Consider the following 21048-nt stretch of genomic DNA (forward strand, 5'->3'; position numbering starts at 1 on the left):
GAGAAAAATCAAAATAAGGAGAATATGAAAGTAGAAATAGCCTTTCGTATCTCTTTCAGGGCAAGGCTTAGCTGGCTTTCGACATTTCTTTTTGTGGTGTTCAGTCGTTCTGCTATTTCCGTATTGCTTAGTCCTTCATTCCGGCTAAGGATATAAATCTGTTTGCGCTGTTCGGGCATTTTTCCGACAATATCGTCGATCAGTAGGCCGAGTTCCTTTGCAATCAGGTCTTCTTCTGAAGAATAATTACTTTCTTCGCTTTGAAAGTCGTTTGTGTAAGCCAAGTGGATATATTTGTGGTTGAGAAAGTTGATAGCTGCATTGCGGGCGATCGTATGCAGCCACGCATCGAAGGATTTTAAAGTATTAATTGATTTATGGTTGATCCAAAGGTTAACGAATATATCTTCAGCCAATTCTTCAGCATCGGATTCGGATTTGATATATCCGTATATAAGTGCTTTCGTTTTATTGTAATAGTTTATAAAAACGGTCTCAAAGGCTTTATGGTTTCCCTCCCGTAAAGCCTCAAGTGTTTTTATGTCAATTCTGTTACCGCTCATTAATCAACCTCTCTATACAGGAAACAAAAGAAGTAATTATTCGCCGGATAGAAAACAACTTTTTGAAATCTTAATGTAAATAGCTATTTATATACAATTCTAAAACCTGTCGACAGCTATCGAGCGCGTACCATATACTTCCCGCTGATTGAGCTAATAAAGGCTCAATCCGTAATATAGGTATAAATATCTGTAATTCATCTACAATCTCATTGCTGTTATTCCTCTATTTTTGTACTATCTAATAAATAAAGAATATATGAGAAAGAATTCGGTAATTATCCTGATCTGTATGGCATTCTTTGCCGTGAATATCTGTAATAGTGAAAACAAAAGTAATAATAATCAAACAGTAGATACAATGGAAGATAAAACAAAAGAACCCGTATTGGGACTGGGTAATCCTATTACAGCAAACTTTATCGGTGATGCCTGGCTGAAAATGCTTTCCACGCAACCGGAATATGATTGTAACATTTATAATGTGACATTTGCCCCCGGAACCCGTAATAACTGGCACTCCCACGCAATAGGACAGATCCTGCTTTGCACCGAAGGTATCGGTTATTACCAGGAAAAAGGCAAGCCTGCCCAACGTCTGCAACCCGGTGATGTGGTAAATATTCCTGCCAATACCGTCCACTGGCATGGTGCTGCACCCGACAGCCGTTTTACGCATATCGGTATCACTCCGAAAGTAAGCGAAAACAGTGCGGAATGGCTGGGAGAAGTGACTGATACTGAATATGCGGAAGCTGTAAAATAATCGAAGTCTGATAGATATAACAAAAAACGATTAACTTTGTACTGAAACATCTAAAAAGGAAGACGATGGCTAAAATAGAAAAAATGGATCATATCTACCAGTATAATGACCGGATGGGGCAGGAAACGCTGCATCCGCTGGTCAGCGTGATTGACTTTTCGAAAGTACCCGGTATAAGACGTGCCCGGATGATTTACGGCTTTTATGCAGTCTTTCTGAAAGAGGTGAAGTGCGGCGATTTGCAATACGGCCGCAATTATTATGACTACCAGGAGGGAACAATGGTTTTTACCGGCCCCGGCCAGGTAGTGGGTGTGGAAGATAACGGAGAGGTTCTGGTACCGAAAGGATGGGCGTTGTTGTTTCATCCCGACCTGATACGGGGAACTACGCTCGGACGCAATATAAAGAATTACAATTTCTTCTCTTATGAAGTCTATGAAGCACTTCATTTATCGGAACAGGAACGGCAGATCGTGATCGATTGCCTGAAGAATATTGAATTGGAACTTCATCGGGGAATTGATAAACACAGTAAGATGCTGATCGTTTCCAATATTGAGCTGTTGCTTAATTATTGCCTGCGTTTCTATGACCGCCAGTTTATAACCCGTGAGAATGTGAACAAAGATACCTTATCGAAGTTCGAAAAGATATTAAATGATTATTTCCTGTCGGACAAGCCGCAGGAGATCGGGTTACCGTCCGTCCAGTATTGTGCGGAGCAGTTGCATCTTTCGGCAAACTATCTGGGTGACCTGATCAAGAAAGAAACAGGCAAATCAGCACAGGAGCACATACAGCTGATGCTGATCGATATGGCCAAAGAGAAAGTTATGGATACCAGCAAATCGATCAGTGAGATCGCTTACGAGCTGGGCTTCAAGTACCCGCAACATTTTACCCGCTTATTTAAAAAGTGTGTGGGCACTTCTCCGAATGAATATAGATTTCAAAATTGAAAGTATGTCCTCTTCCAGAGATACTCTTGGTGAATTATGGGCCCGGCAGCAACTGTCGGGTCAGGATGTTGATTATGATCTATGGGCGAAGCGGAGGGAAGCCCTGCGGGAAATGGCTGAAATAAGTCATAGTTGCCTGTTTACGGTAGATGTCTATAAGGAAAGGTATGATTTTGCTTCGGATGGCTTTGCCGATATTTTTGGTTATAACCGGTCGCATATAAGAACGATAGAGAAGCAGGGCGATCTTTTGGAAGACAGGATACATCCGGACGACCGCGACAGGATGCTTGATTTGCAGATCAGGCATAGCCGGTTTATTTACTCTCTGCCTGAAGAGAGAAGGAATGATTTCCGGAATATCTACCAGTTTCGTATGCTCAATGCGAGAGGGCAATATATAAATGTCGTCAGCCGTAATCAGGTTGCCCAGCAAGACCGAAACGGTAAAGCCTGGATCGTTATGGGGGTAATGGATATTGCTCCCGACCAGACGCCGCAGGATACGGTTAAATATTCCGTCCTTGATATGAAAAGCGGAGAACTGGTTTCTATCTTCAATAATGACAACCAATCACTTACAAAAAGAGAAATAGAGATACTGCAACTGATCCGCCAGGGTTTATTAAGCAAGGAAATAGCAGATCGATTAAATATAAGTATCTATACGGTAAACAACCACCGGAAGAATATCCTGACGAAGCTCAATGCAAACAATGCTATTGAAGCTATCAATCATGTATCCGTCGGTGTATCCCGATAACGTGCAGGCGACATGCCTGTATGGGTCTTTACAAACTTGCCGAAGAAAGATTGGTTGGGGAAGTTGAATTCTTCGGCGATCTCTTTGATGGACTTATCCGAACGTTTCAGACGGTGTTTGATATGTTCGATAGCATTTTCGTTGATAAGCTCCAGCGGTGTCCTGCCACATGTTTTTTTGACGACTTTCGACAGATATTTGGGACTGTAGAAAAGAGCATCGGCAAAATAAGCAACCGAGCGATGCATACCATTGTCTGCCGACACCTTTTCGATGAACTTCCTGAAAATATAATCCGCCTGCTTAATTCCTTCTTTCGACTGTTCGACCTCTCCAAGGCTGATAGCTTCCTTGTTAAGAGCCCCCAGCATTTCACAGAAGAGTGCGGAAAACAGATGCTGCATCACCTCTCTATGGTAATGATGCGGATCATCGTTTATCTTTGCAACGATCAGATCTCTATAATAATTGAAGATCTCGCTGTTATTGTCACCAACATGTTTTATCGGGTGATTATAGATATAGACAGCTGTATTCCACGTTACTTTTTCCATTTTAAGAACGTTATACAGGAAGCGGGTAGAGAAGCCGGCAAGCCTGATCTTATTCCTGGGGCTTAACATGATATGGCTGATAATAGTATTGGGAAGACCCAGCAGTAGATCGCCGTCTTCCAACTGATAAGTCTTACGGTTTATATCCAGTTGAATGCATCCCTCTACGCAGATAGCAAGAAGGAAACACTCCAATCGCACCGTGTCATTACCGGTTGGAGCCTCTTCCAGACTATTTATTACTGCAAAGTCATCATCCATATAATCGATGATGTGCTTATTGGCTTTAAAATCTTCTATCCTGACGGTTTTGATGTGTTCTTCTTCCATATATTCTTTTTTGTTTCTGCAAATTTGGCGAATAACAGGACAAGTAAGATGTTCTATTTCACTACTTTGCTGTTCTGTATTTCACCTGTGGTAATAAAAGTGATGATAAAAAGTGATAAAGGGGGAAAATGAAACATCCTTGGAGAGAAATAGGGCACTATGCCTATGTTCCTTTCGTCTACATTTGTCCCAGTTTTTAATAGCAATAGTATGAATAAAGCAAGTAAAAAATGGATACGGCTGATAGGGATTGTCGGTTGTACGATGTGGATGGCATCCTGTAAACAAGCTCCGGATGCACAGTTAAAACCCTCTTATGCAATTATGAAGGTGGCTCCTGCGGACAAAGAGCTATCTTCCTCTTATTCGGCGACGATACGCGGACGGCAGGATATCGACATTTATCCTCAGGTATCAGGTACTATCGAGAAACTTTACGTAACTGAAGGGCAAAAAGTACGTCAGGGACAACCTCTCTTTATTATAGACCAGGTGCCTTACAAGGCAGCCCTCAAAACGGCTACCGCCAACGTGGAAGCTGCACGCGCTGCACTGGCAACTGCTGAACTGACCTACAAAAGTAACAAAGAACTGAATGCTCAGAAAGTAGTTTCGGATTTCAGCCTGCAAACGGCGGAAAACACTTTCCTCTCTGCCAAAGCACAACTGGCACAAGCCGAAGCGCAGGAACTGAATGCACGTAATAACCTCTCCTATACGGAAGTGAAAAGCCCCTGCAACGGTGTTGTCGGTGCATTACCTTACCGTGCAGGTGCATTGGTCGGCCCCAGCTTGCCCCAACCGTTGACGACTGTCAGCGACAATTCAGACATGTATGTTTATTTCTCCATGACCGAGAACCAGTTACTGGCTCTTACCCGTGAGCACGGCAGCATGGACGATGCATTAAAGAACATGCCGGAAGTGGAGTTGAAGCTGAACGATAATTCGGTGTATGACAAAAAAGGTATTATAGAATCTATCAGCGGAGTGATCGACCGTCAGACAGGTACGGTGGTGGCACGTGTGGTATTCCCCAACGAATCGCGACTGCTTCACAGCGGAGCATCAGGCACGGTAGTGATACCGAGCACATATAAAAATTGTATTGTCGTTCCCCAGGGAGCCACTGTCCGGATGCAGGACAAGACCGTTGTATATAAGGTAGTAGACGGTAAGGCAGTCTCCACCCTGATAACGGTAGCCGGTATCAACGACGGACGCGAATACGTGGTGCTGGACGGACTGAAAGCCGGTGATGAAATCGTATCGGAAGGTGCCGGGCTGGTGCGCGAAGGTACTGTCGTAAAATAAAACAAAGAGAAAAAGGATATGAAAGGAAACATATTTATAAAACGGCCGGTGATGGCTATTTGCATCTCCGTGCTGATTTTGGTCATAGGGCTTATTTCGCTCTTTACGCTGCCGGTGGAGCAGTATCCTGACATTGCCCCCCCAACAGTATATGTAACAGCTAATTATACAGGTGCTGATGCCGACGCGGTGATGAACAGTGTTGTCATGCCACTCGAAGAAAGTATTAACGGGGTGGAGAATATGATGTATATCAGTTCCACTGCCACGAATGCAGGTTCGGCAGTCATACAAGTATATTTTAAGCAGGGGACAGATCCGGATATGGCTGCCGTCAACGTGCAGAACCGTGTATCCAAGGCACAGGGACTTTTGCCGGCCGAAGTAACAAGGATCGGTGTGACTACGCAGAAACGCCAGACCAGCTTCCTGCAGATCGGGGCAATGGTTTGTACCGACGGACGCTACGATCAGACGTTCCTTGCCAATTACCTGGATATAAATGTTATTCCCCAGATTAAACGTATCGAGGGAGTAGGAGATGTAATGGAATTAGGTGATACGTATAGTATGCGTATCTGGCTGCGCCCGGAACGGATGGCACAATATGGCCTTGTCCCTTCGGACGTGACGGCTGTGCTGGGTGAGCAGAATATCGAAGCGCCTACCGGTTCATTGGGTGAGAACTCGGAGAATGTATTCCAGTTCACCATGAAATACCGTGGACGATTAAAGAGTGTGGAAGAATTCCAGAACACGGTAGTCCGTTCGCAGAGCGACGGTTCCGTACTTCGCCTGAAAGATGTGGCCGATGTGGAGCTGGGAACGTTGACGTACAGCTTCCGTAGTGAGATGGACGGCAAACCGGCCGTACTTTTTATGATGTTCCAGACGGCAGGTTCCAACGCAACCGCTGTTAATAAAGAAATAACTGCCCGTATGGAGCAGATGAAACAGAATTTGCCGGAAGGAACAGAGTTTGTAACGATGATGAGCTCGAACGACTTCCTGTTCGCTTCTATCCATAATGTGGTGGAGACGCTTGTGATCGCTATCGTCCTGGTTATCCTGGTGGTGTACTTCTTCCTGCAGGACTTGAAGAGTACGCTTATTCCGTCTATTTCCATTATCGTGTCGCTGGTCGGAACCTTTGCCTGCCTGGTGGCTGCCGGGTTCAGTCTTAATATCCTGACGCTGTTTGCCTTGGTACTTGCCATCGGAACGGTGGTGGATGACGCCATTGTGGTGGTCGAAGCGGTGCAATCGAAGTTCGATGCCGGATATAAGTCACCTTATCTCGCTACGAAAGATGCGATGGGTGACGTAACGATGGCTATCGTTTCCTGTACCTGCGTATTTATGGCGGTGTTTATCCCTGTAACGTTTATGGGCGGAACATCAGGTGTGTTCTACACGCAGTTCGGTATTACGATGGCTACGGCCGTAGGTATCTCGATGATCTCGGCGTTGACCCTTTGTCCGGCCTTGTGCGCCATTATGATGCGCCCGTCGGATGGAACAAAGAGTGAGAAAAGTATCAATGGACGGGTACGTGCAGCTTATAATGCATCGTTCAATGCCGTGTTGGGTAAATATAAGAAAGGTGTGATGTTCTTTATCCACCATCGCTGGATGGTATGGACATCCTTGGCTGCAACGATCGTTTTGTTGGTTTATCTGATGAGCACCACCAAGACGGGACTCGTGCCGCAGGAAGACCAGGGCGTTATCATGGTGAACGTAAGTACTTCGCCGGGAAGCACGTTGGAAGAAACGAACAAGGTAATGGACAAGCTGGAAGATATCTTGAATAATACTGAAGAGATAGAACATTATTCCCGCGTTGCCGGCTACGGGCTGATGTCCGGACAGGGTACTTCCTACGGTACGATCATCATCCGCCTGAAGGACTGGAGCGAACGAAAAGGGAAGGAGCATAACTCCGACGCCGTGGCTGCCCGCCTCAATGCACAGTTCTACGGTATAAAGGAAGCACAGATATTCAGTTTCCAACCGGCTATGATTCCGGGTTACGGTATGGGTAACTCCCTCGAACTGAACTTGCAGGATATGACAGGCGGCGATATGGCGACATTCTATAACTCGTCGATGCAGTTCCTCGGAGCACTTAACCAGCGTCCGGAAATAGCAATGGCCTATACGTCTTATGCGATGAACTTCCCGCAGATATCGGTGGATGTCGATGCCGCAAAATGTAAACGGGCAGGTATTTCGCCGAGCACCGTGCTCGATGCATTGGGTAGTTATTGCGGGGGGGCTTATATCTCCAACTTCAACCAGTTCGGTAAAGTATATCGCGTAATGATGCAGGCTTCGCCCGAATACCGTTTGGATCAACAGTCTTTGGATAATATGTTCGTGCGCAACGGTACGGAAATGGCTCCGATCAGCCAGTTCGTGACACTGACAGAGGTGCTCGGCCCGGAAACAACCAACCGCTTCAACCTGTACAGCACCATCACGGCTAATGTGAACCCGGCTGAAGGATATTCTTCCGGTGAAGTGCAGAAGGTGATCGAAGAAGTGGCTTCACAGACATTGCCGTCCGGATACGGATATGAATACGGCGGTATGGCACGTGAAGAAGCCAGCAGCAGCGGTGCACAGACTGTCTTTATTTATGCTATTTGTATATTCCTTATCTATCTGATCCTGGCTTGTCTCTACGAGAGCTTCCTGGTTCCGTTTGCCGTGATCTTCTCCGTACCGTTCGGGCTGATGGGTAGCTTCCTGTTCGCCAAGATATTCGGATTGGAGAACAACATCTACTTGCAGACAGGGGTGATCATGTTGATTGGTTTGCTGGCAAAGACAGCTATCCTGATTACGGAGTACGCCATCGAACGCCGCCGCAAGGGAATGGGTATCGTCGAGTCGGCTTACTCGGCCGCACAGGTTCGTCTGCGTCCTATCCTGATGACGGTATTGACGATGATCTTCGGTATGCTCCCGTTGATGTTCTCCAGCGGTGCAGGTGCCAACGGTAACAGTTCGTTGGGTACAGGCGTTGTCGGCGGTATGGCCGTCGGAACACTGGCATTGCTCTTCGTGGTTCCTGTGTTCTATATCATCTTTGAATATCTGCAGGAAAAGATACGCAAACCGATGGAAGAAGAAGCCGACGTGCAGGTTATGCTGGAACAGGAGAGAAGTGCAGCCGAACGCGGTGACGTTGAATAATCAATAAATACGAAGGAATATGAAAAAGATAATTCTGTTAACGACTGTATCTGTCTTACTAAGCAGTTGCGGCATATACAGCAAATATAAACCCGCAACCACCGTCCCCGACCATCTCTATGGCGAGGAGGTGGTACCGGAAGATACCACCAGCTTCGGTAATATGGACTGGCGCGTACTCTTTACCGACCCCTATCTGCAACAGCTTATCGAACAAGGGTTGCAGAGCAACACAGACTACCAGTCGGCCCAGCTCCGGGTGGAGCAGGCCGAAGCGACTTTGATGTCGGCCCGACTGGCATTTCTCCCTTCTTTCGCCTTTACTCCGCAGGGATCAGTGAGCAGCTTCGACGGTCATAAGGCAACGCAGACGTACTCGTTGCCTATCACCGCCAGCTGGGAACTCGATATCTTCGGACGCATGCGAAATGCGAAAGAACAAGCTAAAGCACTATTTGCCCAAAGCCGCGACTATCAGCAGGCCGTCCGCACCCAGCTGATAGCCGGTATAGCCAACACCTACTATACTTTGCTGATGTTGGACGAGCAGCTTTACATCACGCAGCAAACGGAAGAAGCATGGCGGGAAACCGTCGCTTCTACCCGTGCCCTGATGAAAGCCGGCTTGTCCAACGAATCAGCCGTATCGCAGATGGAGGCAACCTATTACCAGGTGCAAACTTCTGTGCTCGACCTGAAAGAGCAGATCAATCAGGTAGAGAACAGCCTTGCCCTCTTACTGGCAGAAACTCCGCATAGTTACGAACGGGGTGAGCTGCAAGGGCAACAGTTCCCCGAAAGCATCTCTACAGGCGTACCCATGCAGATGCTGGCAAACCGTCCTGATGTCCGTTCGGCTGAACGGTCGCTGGAAGCTGCTTTCTACGGAACCAACCAGGCACGTGCTGCTTTCTACCCTTCAATCACATTGAGTGGTAGCGCAGGATGGACAAATAATGCAGGATCGATGATCGTCAACCCCGGCAAGTTCCTGGCTTCGGCCGTAGGTTCGCTCACGCAGCCTTTGTTTGCCCGTGGAGAGATCATGGCTCAATACCGTATTACCAAGCTGCAACAGGAAGAAGCGGCCCTTGCTTTCCAGCAGTCATTGTTGAACGCCGGAAGTGAGGTAAACGATGCCCTGACAGCTTGCCAGACCAGCCGCGAAAAGAGTCTCCTGCTGGATAAGCAGATCGTTTCGCTGGAAACAGCCTTGAAAAGTACTTCTCTGTTGATGGAGCACGGCACTACTACTTACCTGGAAGTGCTGACCGCCCGGCAGGGTTTACTAAGCGCACAACTAACCCACACCGCCAACCGTTTCACGGAGATACAAAGCCTTATCAATCTCTACAGAGCCTTAGGCGGTGGACGAGAATAACCAACTGTTTTTATTTTTCTTGCAATAAAGGAAGGGCTGTCCGGAAAGTGATTTTAGGACAGCCCGTTTTGCGTTTATGTAGTGTACTATAATCGTAAGGAGCTTGTTAATACCATCTCAATATTTTCTATATAGACTTACTGTTTCCTAATATCGCATTATCCGCCCCATCCGTAATAATGGTAATTCTATCTGTAATCTATCTACTTTTTATTCTTTGACATTAGACTATATTTGTATCATCAAAAAACAAAGAACTCGGTTATGAGGTTAATTAAAAAGACTAAGTGGCGTATGATAACAGGTATAGTCATAGGTATAATAGTTGTGTTGGGCGTGGTTGGGATTGCATTTATCAACCAGCCGAGCTTCGGGCGTTTGCCCCAGGGCGAACGGTTGGAAAGGATCAAACGTTCACCTCAGTACAGAGACGGTTCATTTCAAAACCAGCGTCCTACGGAGACGGTAACAGGAGAGGGCGGACTATTGAAAGCCATGTGGAAGTTCCTGTTCTCAAAGCCGGAAAGACTTTATCCCGACAAACCTGTGCGGGCAATCAAAACGGATTTGAAAGCTTTGCCAAAAGATTCGGACTGGATGGTCTGGTTCGGGCATTCTTCTTATCTGCTTCAGTTGTCGGGAAAGCGTGTGCTGGTCGATCCGGTGTTTTGTATGGCTTCTCCCGTATCTTTTGTCAATAAGCCGTTTAAGGGAACGGATATTTATAAGCCGGAAGATATGCCGGAGATCGATTATCTGGTGATCAGCCATGACCACTGGGATCATCTGGATTATCAAACGGTAGTACAATTGAAAGACCGGGTGCGGAAAGTAGTCTGCCCGTTAGGTGTAGGCGAGCATTTCGAGCGTTGGGGATATGACAAGGACAATATAGTGGAACTGGATTGGCAGGAAGATGCCTTGTTGGATAAAGGTTTTACCGTCCATTGCCTGCCTGCCCGTCATTTCTCAGGACGTGGACTGACACCCAACCAAACGCTTTGGGCTTCTTTCCTGATCGATACCCCTTCGCGTAAAGTCTATATGGGAGGAGATAGCGGTTACGACACACATTACGAAGAAATAGGCCGCCAACATCCGGACATCGATCTGGCTATCCTGGAAAACGGACAGTATAATGAAGACTGGCAACATATCCATCTGATGCCGGCCTCTCTGGGAGAAGCAGCCCGCGATCTGAAAACAAAAAGGCTGGTCACCGTACACCATTCCAAATACGCACTTGCCCGTCATCCCTGGGATGAACCGCTGAAGAACGAAGCCGAAGCCGCAGTGCGGAACTCCTTAGACCTGATCGTCCCTGAGATCGGGCAGGTCGTGGAGCTATAAGTCTCATAATTAGATAATCTCGTAAAACAATAGATAAATTATGGAAACAGTAAAATTGAACAACGGCGTAGAAATGCCGATTTTAGGTTATGGCGTATATCAGGTAACACCCGAAGAGTGTGAGCGTTGCGTACTCGATGCCTTAAGCGTCGGCTACCGTTCTATCGACACCGCCCAAGCCTATTATAATGAAGAAGGAGTCGGAAATGCCATCCATAAAAGCGGTATCTCCCGTGATGAATTATTTATCACCACCAAGGTATGGATCTCTAACGGAGGTTATGAGAAGGCGAAAGCATCCATTGACGAATCTCTGCGCAAACTGCAAAGCGATTATGTCGACCTGCTCCTGATACACCAGCCTTTCAACGATTATTACGGTACTTACCGCGCTATGGAAGAAGCCTGTAAAGCAGGCAAGGCACGTGCTATCGGAGTAAGCAATTTCTATCCCGACCGTTTTATCGACCTGGCAGAGTTCTGCGAGATAAAGCCGGCTGTCAATCAAGTGGAAACACACGTATTTAACCAGCAGGTGGAGCCGCAGAAGATCATGGAACGTTACGGTACCCGTGTTATGTCGTGGGGCCCGTTTGTCGAAGGTAAGAACGATTTTTTCACCAACGAAATGCTGAAAGCGATAGGGGAGAAGTACGGAAAGTCAGTGGCACAAACCGCTTTGCGTTTCCTTATCCAGCGAGGTATTATCGTCATCCCCAAATCAACCCACAAAGAACGGATGATCCAGAACATGGAAGTGTTCGATTTTGCCCTGACGGAAGAAGATATGCAGGCTATATATGGACTCGACCAGGCAAAGAGCCTGTTCTTCTCTCACTATGATCCGGAGATGGTAAAATGGTTGATTGATCTGGGGAAATAACGGGAAGGCAAAAATCTTCTTATTGAATGGTTGCCAGCTGATTACAGTTTCCTCGTAGTTTCGTGCTTAGGAAACTCCAGTTCCCCATGCAGGAAACTCCGGTTTCCTCGGGAGGGAACTCGCGTTTCCTAAGGAAGAAACTCCAGTTTCCTTAGTAAGAAACTGGAGCCCTTTCGCAAGTCTCAGATTTACCAGTTGTAGGATTCGATGTATTCGTCAAAGTATTCGTCCAGAACCACTCCCGAGTGTTTGGCGATAGCTACTATGCGTTGTTGCTCGGTGGGAGATAAGGGCGCTCCGCCTTTTCGCTTCAGGTAGTAATTTTTCCGGCCTAACAAGGCGATCATCCGGCTACGGAAAGAGTCGGCTTCGCAAAGGGTCAATGCATTTACTGTACGCATAAATCCTTTGGCAAGACGTATTTTTGTATCGGGACGGTAATATTTACACTTCCCTTTTGTTTTCGCTATAATCCTGGGGTTCAGTATCGAAGGGAAAATAACTTCTTCCGGGACGTATTTAAAAGCTATCTGGCGCAGGCAAGTAGCGGCATTCGGACAGCTTTCGGCTGCACACAAACCAAAATTGAAAGGAACTTCCGAGTAATCGAACGGTTTATCCATGATTGTATAATTCAAGGTTATTAATTCTGCGAAAGATACATTATAAATCAACCAATGGCAAGAAGTTTGCCGATAAATAATCGCTTAATACGGATTGTAGAATGGCTCGATAGCCGACCGGAGAGACTCTTCGGGGATATGCCTGTACTGAAACTCTTTGGGGATCAGGTATTTTTGAATACTTGTACGGTATTAATGGAATCTATAACTTTGTAACAGAAAAAGATAAGAATATGGAAAAAGAAAAAACAGTTCGATTGATTTATCCGCAATGGCAGGGCGCAAGCGTAGTCGACCTGCTACCGGAACTTAAAAATGATCCGGCGGAGGCTTCAAGAGGATACTATTTAGGGGCACAATTATTAAACTTTCTCGCTCCGGATAGAGGACAGGAGACATTGACCGTGCCCATATCTACCGATATGACTGATCGGGAAGTAACAGACGGAGTGATCGATCGTGACGCTATTTTAAGCCAGTCGAAAGCTGCATTGGAAATGTTACGTGCTGCCAACCCCGACAGGATCATAACACTTGGCGGTGAATGCTCTGTGAGTGTCGTTCCGTTTACTTATCTTGCAGACAAATATAAAGGTGACGTAGCGATGATATGGATCGATGCTCATCCTGACCTGACATTACCCGGCGATGTTTATCCGGGCTATCATGCTATGGCGGCTACTGCTTGTATGGGCTATGGAGAAAAACAGCTTATTTCGGTGTTGCCTGCTAAAATAGATCCCTCTAAAGTTTTGTTAGTCGGGATACGGAATTGGGAACGTGACGAGATCAAAGTTCGCCAGCAACAATACGGTATCCCGAATATTACGGGAGAAGAAGTGGCAGACAACAGCGATGCAATCCGGGAATGGCTGAGATCCTGCGGAGCATCGAAAGTCGTTATTCATTTTGATATGGATGTACTGGATCCTGCTGAGATCATTGCTGCTGTCGGCACAGATCCCGACGGTATGAAAATGGAACAGGTTATTCGTGTCATAAATGATATTGCAGCCGAAAAAGAAGTGGTTGGTTTGACGGTTGCAGAAGCGATGCCCCGTACTGCTATCCGTATCAAGAATATGCTAAACAGGTTGCCCTTATTAAAATAAGCAAGAATCAGGTTATTTCATACTTATAACTTTATATCTTTGTGATATTAAAGTTATAAGTATGGAAAATATTATTTATATACAAAACTACCAGTCTCCCTGCGGAGAATTAATACTGGGTTCATTAGACGGTAAACTATGTTTGTGCGACTGGATAAATGAGGAGCGCAGAACATTGATCGACCGAAGGTTGCAAAAGTTATTGCATGCCCGTTATGAAGCAGGCGAATCAGAAGTGCTTGCCCAAACAGTTTCCCAGCTGGATGAATATTTTGCCGGGAAAAGAACTGAGTTCGATATCCCATTGCTTTTTGCCGGTACTGATTTCCAGAAAGCAGTCTGGAATGCATTATTGAACATCCCTTACGGAAAGACTGTCTCTTATGCTGCTCTGTCGCAGGACTTAGGTAACCGGAAAGCAATTCGTGCCGTAGCTGCGGCTAATGGTGCAAATTCTATTTCGATACTTGTTCCCTGCCATCGTGTTATCGGAAGTAACCAAAAGCTGGTTGGATATGCCGGCGGTCTTTCTGCCAAACAGCAATTGCTTGATTTGGAATCCTCCGACAAGCTGTTCTGATCTTTTTCAATCTTTCTTTCTGTAATTTAGGTATATTTATCCGTAATCCATCTACAAGCCAAACAGTTCATTTTCTTTACTTTTGCAATATCAGCAAAACATAAGGATATGAAACGTAAATTGTTAACATTGGCATTCATCGTATCAGGCTTAATACCTGCTACTGCTCAGAATGCCCCGTCTCTTAAAACAGAAAAAGATATGGATAGGATCGAATTATGTAAAAAGAATTACACTACCTTATTCGGTGGCGAAGCTTTGACCGGGCAGGGAACTGACCCGGAGATGATGGATATTCTTCAGAAGTTTATTTTCGGAGAAGTATTTCGCACGGGAGAACTGGATATAAAGACCCGTGAAATGATTACCTGTGTAACATTAGCAACTATGCAGACCTTGCCGCAATTAAAGGCGCATGCAGGTGCGGCATTGAATGTGGGAGTTACTCCTGTTGAACTTCGTGAAGCTATTTATTCATGCGCTCCGTTTATCGGTTTTCCCAAAACCTTGAACGCGTTGACTGTCATTAACGAAGTCTTTAAGGAACGAGGCATTTCCTTGCCTTTGGAAAAACAAGGCACAGTTACGGAAGAAAGCCGTCATGAAAAAGGCGCGGCTGTGCAAGATCGGCTTTATCCCGGCGGTATCAGCCAGGTAATGGAAGATATCCCGGGTGAAATGGGTGACGATGTAGAACGTTTCCTGACGGAATATTGCTTTGGTGACATTTATACTCGTGACGGGCTTGACCTTAAGACACGTGAGTTATTGGGATATTGTGTACTGACCACATTGGAAGCCGACAGTCAGCTTCGATCTCATTTTCAGGGAAATCTGAATGCCGGCAACAGTAAAGAAACGGTTGTGGCAGCAGTTATACAATGTCTTCCGTATATCGGTTTTCCCCCGGCAATAAAGGCTCTGAAGATAATAAAGGAGGCTTCTGCAACTACCGATCCGGCTAATAACCTGGTTCGCCTATCTAAAATAACAGTGGATCCGGCACAATTGGATGCCTATAATGCTTATCTGAAAGAGGAGATCGAAGCTTCTATGCGTCTGGAACCGGGAGTACTTACTTTATATGCTACTGCTGATAAAGAAAATCCCAATAAAATAACGATCCTGGAGATTTATGCAGACCGGGAGGCTTATAAAAAGCATATCCAAACACCCCATTTCCAGAAATACAAGCAGGGAACTTTGTCTATGGTAAAGGATTTAGAACTGGTGGATACCACTCCCTTAATTCCCGGATTAAAGATAAAATAAGCTTTTAGCGATAGATAAAACTGACGTTACATTAACATCTTACTATATTTTATATGACAATAAAATGGGGATTTAAGTAATTTATTCGTAAACTTGTAACCTTAAATAAAAACGTTAAATTTAAAATTAAATCTTCTGTTTTATGTCAGTAAAATCGTATATCGAATCCAATAAAGAACGATTCCTGGAAGAGTTGTTCAGTTTAATCCGTATTCCTTCCATCAGTGCCAAACAAGAGCATAAACCTGATATGCAGGCTTGTGCTCAGCGCTGGACGGAGCTATTGCTATCGTCTGGCGCGGATAAAGCCGTAGTGATGCCGACAGAAGGCAATCCGGTTGTATATGGCGAAAAAATGATTTCGCCCGATGCTAAGACCGTGCTTGTTTACGCCCATTATGATGTAATGCCGGCCGAACCGCTGGACTTGTGGAAAAGCCAGCCGTTTGAACCCGAAATACGCGATGGCCGTATCTGGGCGCGTGGAGCGGACGACGACAAAGGCCAATCCATGATGCAGGTAAAAGGCTTCGAAGCAGCGTTAAAGCTCGATCTGCTGAAGTGTAATGTGAAGTTTATCTTCGAAGGAGAAGAGGAAATCGGTTCTCCCAGCCTTGAAACCTTCTGCCGTGAACATAAAGATTTATTGAAGGCCGATGTAATTCTGGTTTCCGATACCAGTATGGTAAGTGCCGAAACTCCCTCGTTGACAACCGGCCTGCGTGGTCTGGCTTACTGGGAAATCGAAGTGACCGGGCCGAACCGCGATCTGCATTCCGGCCATTTCGGTGGGGCAGTAGCTAATCCTATTAATGTATTATGTAAACTGATGGCCGATATTATCGATGCCGACGGACGTATCACGATCCCCGGTTTCTATGATGATGTAGAAGAAGTTTCTCCGGCTGAACGGGAAATGATTGCACAAATCCCGTTTGATGAAGCAAAATATAAGGCGGCTATCGGTGTGGATGCCTTGTTTGGGGAAAAGGGTTATTCGACGCTGGAAAGGAACAGTTGCCGTCCGTCGTTCGATATCTGTGGTATCTGGGGCGGTTATACGGAAGAGGGCAGTAAGACGGTACTTCCGTCCAAAGCCTATGCGAAAGTGTCCTGCCGTCTGGTTCCGCATCAGGATCATTCCAAAATCTCAAAGATGTTTGAAGATTACATGAACCAGGTGGCTCCTGCATCTGTTAAGGTAAAAGTCACGCCGAAACACGGTGGACAGGGTTATGTTTGTCCGATCGACCTTCCGGCTTATCAGGCGGCTGAAAAGGCCTGCGCGGTTGCTTTTGGTAAGAAACCACTGGCAGTACGTCGCGGAGGAAGTATTCCTATTATCTCCACCTTCGAGCAGGTGTTAGGTATAAAAACCGTCTTGATGGGCTTCGGACTGGAACAGAACGCTATTCATTCTCCTAATGAGAGTTGCACGCTCGACTTCTTCTATAAAGGGATTGAATCGGTTGCCGAATTTTATAAAGAATATAAATGACACGAAATGAAATCATAGCCCGTGCCCTGTCGAATACAGGCATCGAGGTACTGAATGAAATGCAGCAGGCCGTGCTTGATGCCGGCACAACGAAAGATATGGTTTTACTCAGTCCTACAGGATCGGGTAAAACCCTGGCTTTCCTGCTGCCCTTACTTACTACGTTGACGGATGAGGACAAGAAGATACAAGCACTTATCATCGCCCCGTCGCGTGAATTAGCTTTGCAGATAGAGACGGTATTCCGTTCGCTCGGAGCCGGATATAAGGTGAACTGTTGCTACGGCGGTCATCCTATCCGGACGGAAAAGAAAAGCCTGGAGCATCCGCCAACGGTATTGATCGGTACGCCCGGACGAATCCTCGACCATCTGGAACGGGGGAATATAAATCTGGATACCGTTCGTACGCTGATCCTTGACGAATTCGACAAGTCGTTGGAACTGGGCTTCCAGGATGAGATGAAAGAGATCCTTTCGCATCTTCCCGGAGTGCGCCGCAGAGTATTGACTTCTGCCACCGAAGCGGTGGAAATACCGCCTTTTACCGGCATTACATCGCCTGTCCGCTTGTCATTCCTGACCGGAGTGAAAGAGGCGAAAGGATTGACCCTGCGTATCGTGAAATCACCGATCAAGGATAAACTGGAGACATTATACAAACTGCTCGGAGAGTTAAAAGGCGAGTCTGCCCTGGTGTTCTGTAACCAGCGCGAATCAGTGGAGCGCGTCAGCAATTACCTGACTGAAATGGATGTGGATAATGAATATTTCCACGGAGGCATGGAACAGCCGGAACGTGAACGGGCTTTGTCGCTTTTCCGTAATGGCAGTGCATCCGTTTTTATCTCTACCGACCTGGCTTCCCGTGGGCTGGATATTCCGGAAGTAAAGAATGTGATTCACTACCATCTTCCCATCAACGAAGAAGCCTTTATCCACAGGAACGGACGTACGGCCCGTATGAACGCGGAAGGGAACGCCTTTATGATCCTGAATGAGATAGAAACAGTTCCCGAATACATCACCCGCGAGCCGGATGAATTCTTCTTGCCCGAAAAAGCTAAAAAGCCGCTCCGTTCGGAATGGGTTACATTGACCATTAACCGCGGTAAACGGGATAAGTTGAGTAAGAAGGACGTAGTCGGTTTCCTGTTCCAGAAAGGCGAACTGGGTAAAGACGATCTGGGCGTTATTGAGGTCAAGGAAAGTTGTGCGTATGCCGCAGTAAAACGTGATAAGAAAGATGGTTTGCTGGCACGTATCTGCGATGAGAAAATAAAGAATATGAAAGCTAAGTTTGTATGAAGCTATTGATTAAAGAGGTAGAGCTGAATGGCGTTGCTACCGACATTTATATAGAAAACAAATACATCAAACAGATAGGCTCCGGCTTGTCTGTTGCCGCCGATCAAGTAATCGACGGCCGTCGTAAGGCGGTCATTCCGGGATTTGTGAATACGCATACTCATGCGGCAATGACTTTGTTCCGGGGATTCGGCGACGATATGCCTTTAATGCCTTGGCTGGAGGAAAAGATATGGCCTAACGAGGCGAAGCTGACGAAAGAGGATGTCTATTGGGGAGCTAAGCTGGCTTGCCTGGAAATGATAAAAAGCGGAACGACTACATTCTTCGATATGTACCATAAGTTTCATGCCACGGCAGAAGCTGTTGCTGAAATGGGAATCCGTGCAGTCATATCCAGCGCCTGTTTCGACCATTTCCAACCGGAGTTGGCGGAGAAAAGCAAACAAACCATTCAGAAATTATATAATGAAATGGACAGATACGACAAGCGGATCCATTTTTCCGTAGGTCCGCACGCTATCTATACGGTTTCCGGTGAGTTGCTGCAATGGGCGGATGCTTTTGCAAGAGAGCATAACGTACCAATCCAACTACATCTGGCTGAAACAGAAGGGGAAGTGGAGAATTCCGTAAAGCAGTTCGGGGCAACTCCTGTCCGGTATTTATATAAGTTGGGTGTACTGTCTCCCCGATTAGTGATTTCCCACGGTATCTATGTGGATGCGGATGAAATCCGTATGTTGGCGGATCACGAGGTGAAGGTTGCACATAATCCGGCTTCCAATATGAAACTGGCTTCCGGTATGCACTTCAAATTCAAGGAAATGCGGGAAGCCGGCATTACGGTCGGTCTGGGTACTGACGGTTGCTCGTCATCCAATAATCTGGATATGGTGGAAGCAATGAAGCTGGCATCTTTATTAGGGAAAGTCTGGCGGAAAGATCCTGAAGCCGTTACTGCCGATGAAATATTTCATTCAGCCACGGAAGCCGGAGCCTCTTTCATCGGTTTAAAGGCCGGACGGATAGCAGAAGGTTATCTGGCAGACCTTTCCCTGGTCGATCTGAATATACCGGCGTTTACACCGAACTTCAATTTCACCTCTAACCTTGTTTACGCAGCAAACGGCAATTGCATCGACACGGTTATTTGTGATGGAAAAATCCTGATGCAAAACAAGAAAGTACCGGGTGAAGATGAAATTATGGAACGTGCGGCGCAAGTAGCTTATAATTTAATGAAAAGATAAATACAGAATGATATGATGAGTTATACGAATGAGCAATATCAGGAGGCGGCCGCATTTATAGCAGCACGTATCACCGGAAATCCGGAAACAGCCATTATTCTTGGCAGCGGATTAGGTTCGTTGGCGGATCAGATAGAAGATGCTATTGTTATTCCTTATGCTGAGATCCCTCATTTTATGCATTCCACGGCAGCCGGACATAAAGGAAACTTTATTTGCGGTAAGCTGGGAGGTAAGCAAGTTCTGGCCATGCAGGGGCGTTTTCATTATTATGAAGGTTATTCCATGCAGCAGGTTACTTTCCCTGTCCGCGTTATGAAGTTACTGGGGATAAAGAATCTATTGGTATCGAATGCTGCCGGTGGAATAAACAACACTTTCAAAGTTGGCGACCTGATGATTATCCGCGATCATATAAATATGATGCCGAATCCGCTGATCGGGCCGAATAATGAGCTGTTCGGTACCCGTTTCCCGGATATGACGCGTGCTTATGATCGGGAATTTGTCCGTTTGGTAGAAGAGATTGCTGCTTCACATGCTATTCCTTTAAAGAAAGGTGTGTATGTTGGATTAACAGGCCCTTCTTTTGAAACTCCTTCCGAATATGCTTTTTATGGCCGGGTAGGAGGCGATGCGATCGGAATGAGTACGGTTCCCGAAGTTATTGTGGCACGCCATGCGGGATTGAGGGTCTTCGGTATGTCTGTTATCACGAACGAAGGTTATCATTTTGCCGACGATTTTGTAAATGACGGAGCCGATGTAATTGTTGCAGCCAATAAAGCAGCTGTAGTTATGACAACCTTGTTTAGTGAACTTGTTTCACGCATATAAATTCTTTTGGAACGAAAGTTGCTGTGTTAAAACAAGATAGGAATTTGAACGGGTGAGTGGGGAGAAATTTGTATAAAAAAAGTATCTTCTAGTTTTGGAAAATAAAAAAATACCTATATCTTTGCACCCGTTATCGCGAAAGTAGCTCAGTTGGTAGAGCATAACCTTGCCAAGGTTAGGGTCGCGGGTTCGAGTCCCGTCTTTCGCTCTCAGATAATAAGAGCGGTAAGAGGCCGCCTTTTTTATATAATGGAAATGCCCAGGTGGCGGAATTGGTAGACGCGCACGTTTCAGGTGCGTGTGTCGCAAGGCGTGCAGGTTCGAGTCCTGTTCTGGGCACCATTCGCGCAGGTGGTGGAATTGGTAGACACGCTACTTTGAGGGGGTAGTGCCGGTTACGGTGTGTGAGTTCAAATCTCATCCTGCGTACATAGTTTATCAGACAGTTATTGTCCATATAATTAGTGAAAAGTACTTAGTGTGGTACTTGATAAGAAAC

At 46.1% G+C, this 21048-nt stretch carries 18 protein-coding genes and 3 tRNA genes; 18 read left to right on the plus strand and 3 right to left on the minus strand.

The window, feature by feature from the left end:
- Nucleotides 1-8 precede the first annotated feature (8 nt).
- Nucleotides 9-563 carry an RNA polymerase sigma-70 factor gene (locus tag HMPREF1536_RS18710; RefSeq protein WP_028728327.1) on the minus strand — a complete coding sequence of 185 codons (555 nt, stop codon included), beginning with the start codon at nucleotides 561-563 and terminating at the stop codon, nucleotides 9-11.
- A gap of 259 nt (nucleotides 564-822) precedes the next feature.
- Here HMPREF1536_RS18710 and HMPREF1536_RS18715 point away from each other — a divergent pair, with 259 nt between their 5' ends.
- From HMPREF1536_RS18715 to HMPREF1536_RS18725, 3 genes are all read left to right on the plus strand, one after another.
- Nucleotides 823-1329, plus strand: coding sequence for a cupin domain-containing protein (locus HMPREF1536_RS18715; protein WP_028728326.1), 507 nt, complete (start codon nucleotides 823-825; stop codon nucleotides 1327-1329).
- Between the two features lie 65 nt (nucleotides 1330-1394).
- Nucleotides 1395-2291: a helix-turn-helix domain-containing protein gene (locus HMPREF1536_RS18720; protein WP_028728325.1), complete on the plus strand. Its 897-nt coding sequence runs from the start codon at nucleotides 1395-1397 to the stop codon at nucleotides 2289-2291.
- Between the two features lie 4 nt (nucleotides 2292-2295).
- A complete protein-coding gene (locus HMPREF1536_RS18725) occupies nucleotides 2296-3054 on the plus strand; it encodes a helix-turn-helix transcriptional regulator (RefSeq protein ID WP_028728324.1) in 759 nt (252 codons plus the stop codon).
- Here the strand turns inward: HMPREF1536_RS18725 and HMPREF1536_RS18730 are convergent.
- Complete coding sequence (locus tag HMPREF1536_RS18730) at nucleotides 3027-3938, minus strand: helix-turn-helix domain-containing protein (RefSeq protein ID WP_028728323.1); 912 nt, start codon at nucleotides 3936-3938, stop codon at nucleotides 3027-3029. The genes HMPREF1536_RS18725 and HMPREF1536_RS18730 overlap by 28 nt on opposite strands.
- A gap of 210 nt (nucleotides 3939-4148) precedes the next feature.
- Between HMPREF1536_RS18730 and HMPREF1536_RS18735 the strand changes: the two genes are divergently transcribed.
- The 5 genes from HMPREF1536_RS18735 (at nucleotide 4149) to HMPREF1536_RS18755 (ending at nucleotide 12067) form a co-directional block, all read left to right on the plus strand.
- Nucleotides 4149-5252 carry an efflux RND transporter periplasmic adaptor subunit gene (locus HMPREF1536_RS18735; protein ID WP_028728322.1) on the plus strand — a complete coding sequence of 368 codons (1104 nt, stop codon included), beginning with the start codon at nucleotides 4149-4151 and terminating at the stop codon, nucleotides 5250-5252.
- An 18-nt stretch (nucleotides 5253-5270) separates the two neighbouring features.
- Nucleotides 5271-8453, plus strand: coding sequence for an efflux RND transporter permease subunit (locus HMPREF1536_RS18740; RefSeq protein WP_028728321.1), 3183 nt, complete (start codon nucleotides 5271-5273; stop codon nucleotides 8451-8453).
- Between the two features lie 19 nt (nucleotides 8454-8472).
- Nucleotides 8473-9834 carry a TolC family protein gene (locus HMPREF1536_RS18745; protein WP_028728320.1) on the plus strand — a complete coding sequence of 454 codons (1362 nt, stop codon included), beginning with the start codon at nucleotides 8473-8475 and terminating at the stop codon, nucleotides 9832-9834.
- A gap of 264 nt (nucleotides 9835-10098) precedes the next feature.
- Nucleotides 10099-11184 (plus strand): MBL fold metallo-hydrolase, encoded by a 1086-nt coding sequence (locus HMPREF1536_RS18750; RefSeq protein WP_028728319.1) that lies wholly within the window; start codon nucleotides 10099-10101, stop codon nucleotides 11182-11184.
- Between the two features lie 40 nt (nucleotides 11185-11224).
- Nucleotides 11225-12067, plus strand: coding sequence for an aldo/keto reductase (locus tag HMPREF1536_RS18755; RefSeq protein ID WP_028728318.1), 843 nt, complete (start codon nucleotides 11225-11227; stop codon nucleotides 12065-12067).
- Between the two features lie 188 nt (nucleotides 12068-12255).
- Here HMPREF1536_RS18755 and HMPREF1536_RS18760 read toward each other — a convergent pair whose 3' ends face one another.
- Nucleotides 12256-12690: a DUF6078 family protein gene (locus HMPREF1536_RS18760; RefSeq protein WP_028728317.1), complete on the minus strand. Its 435-nt coding sequence runs from the start codon at nucleotides 12688-12690 to the stop codon at nucleotides 12256-12258.
- 233 nt (nucleotides 12691-12923) lie between these two features.
- On the opposite strand from HMPREF1536_RS18760, the gene HMPREF1536_RS18765 reads away from it, so the two are divergent.
- The 10 genes from HMPREF1536_RS18765 to HMPREF1536_RS18810 all read left to right on the plus strand — a co-directional run bounded on the left by HMPREF1536_RS18765 (nucleotide 12924) and on the right by HMPREF1536_RS18810 (nucleotide 20978).
- Nucleotides 12924-13802: an arginase family protein gene (locus tag HMPREF1536_RS18765; protein WP_028728316.1), complete on the plus strand. Its 879-nt coding sequence runs from the start codon at nucleotides 12924-12926 to the stop codon at nucleotides 13800-13802.
- Nucleotides 13803-13863: 61 nt separating this feature from the next.
- Nucleotides 13864-14382, plus strand: a complete 519-nt coding sequence (locus HMPREF1536_RS18770; protein WP_028728315.1) for a methylated-DNA--[protein]-cysteine S-methyltransferase — start codon at nucleotides 13864-13866, stop codon at nucleotides 14380-14382.
- A 108-nt stretch (nucleotides 14383-14490) separates the two neighbouring features.
- Nucleotides 14491-15654: a carboxymuconolactone decarboxylase family protein gene (locus HMPREF1536_RS18775; RefSeq protein WP_028728314.1), complete on the plus strand. Its 1164-nt coding sequence runs from the start codon at nucleotides 14491-14493 to the stop codon at nucleotides 15652-15654.
- A gap of 142 nt (nucleotides 15655-15796) precedes the next feature.
- Nucleotides 15797-17152, plus strand: coding sequence for a dipeptidase (locus HMPREF1536_RS18780; protein ID WP_028728313.1), 1356 nt, complete (start codon nucleotides 15797-15799; stop codon nucleotides 17150-17152).
- Nucleotides 17149-18459 carry a DEAD/DEAH box helicase gene (locus HMPREF1536_RS18785; RefSeq protein WP_028728312.1) on the plus strand — a complete coding sequence of 437 codons (1311 nt, stop codon included), beginning with the start codon at nucleotides 17149-17151 and terminating at the stop codon, nucleotides 18457-18459. The genes HMPREF1536_RS18780 and HMPREF1536_RS18785 overlap by 4 nt, the downstream gene beginning before the upstream one ends.
- Complete coding sequence (locus HMPREF1536_RS18790) at nucleotides 18456-19712, plus strand: amidohydrolase (protein WP_028728311.1); 1257 nt, start codon at nucleotides 18456-18458, stop codon at nucleotides 19710-19712. The genes HMPREF1536_RS18785 and HMPREF1536_RS18790 overlap by 4 nt, the downstream gene beginning before the upstream one ends.
- Nucleotides 19713-19727: 15 nt before the next feature.
- Entirely contained in the window at nucleotides 19728-20549 is an 822-nt protein-coding gene (locus HMPREF1536_RS18795; protein WP_304247065.1) for a purine nucleoside phosphorylase I, inosine and guanosine-specific, read from the plus strand.
- A 135-nt stretch (nucleotides 20550-20684) separates the two neighbouring features.
- Nucleotides 20685-20757, plus strand: a tRNA-Gly gene (locus HMPREF1536_RS18800).
- 49 nt (nucleotides 20758-20806) lie between these two features.
- Nucleotides 20807-20891: transfer RNA gene (locus HMPREF1536_RS18805), tRNA-Leu, on the plus strand.
- A gap of 3 nt (nucleotides 20892-20894) precedes the next feature.
- Nucleotides 20895-20978 (plus strand) — tRNA-Leu (locus tag HMPREF1536_RS18810).
- The last annotated feature ends 70 nt before the right edge of the window (nucleotides 20979-21048 follow it).

The sequence above is a fragment of the Parabacteroides gordonii MS-1 = DSM 23371 genome, from assembly GCF_000969825.1.
Lineage (GTDB): Bacteria > Bacteroidota > Bacteroidia > Bacteroidales > Tannerellaceae > Parabacteroides > Parabacteroides gordonii.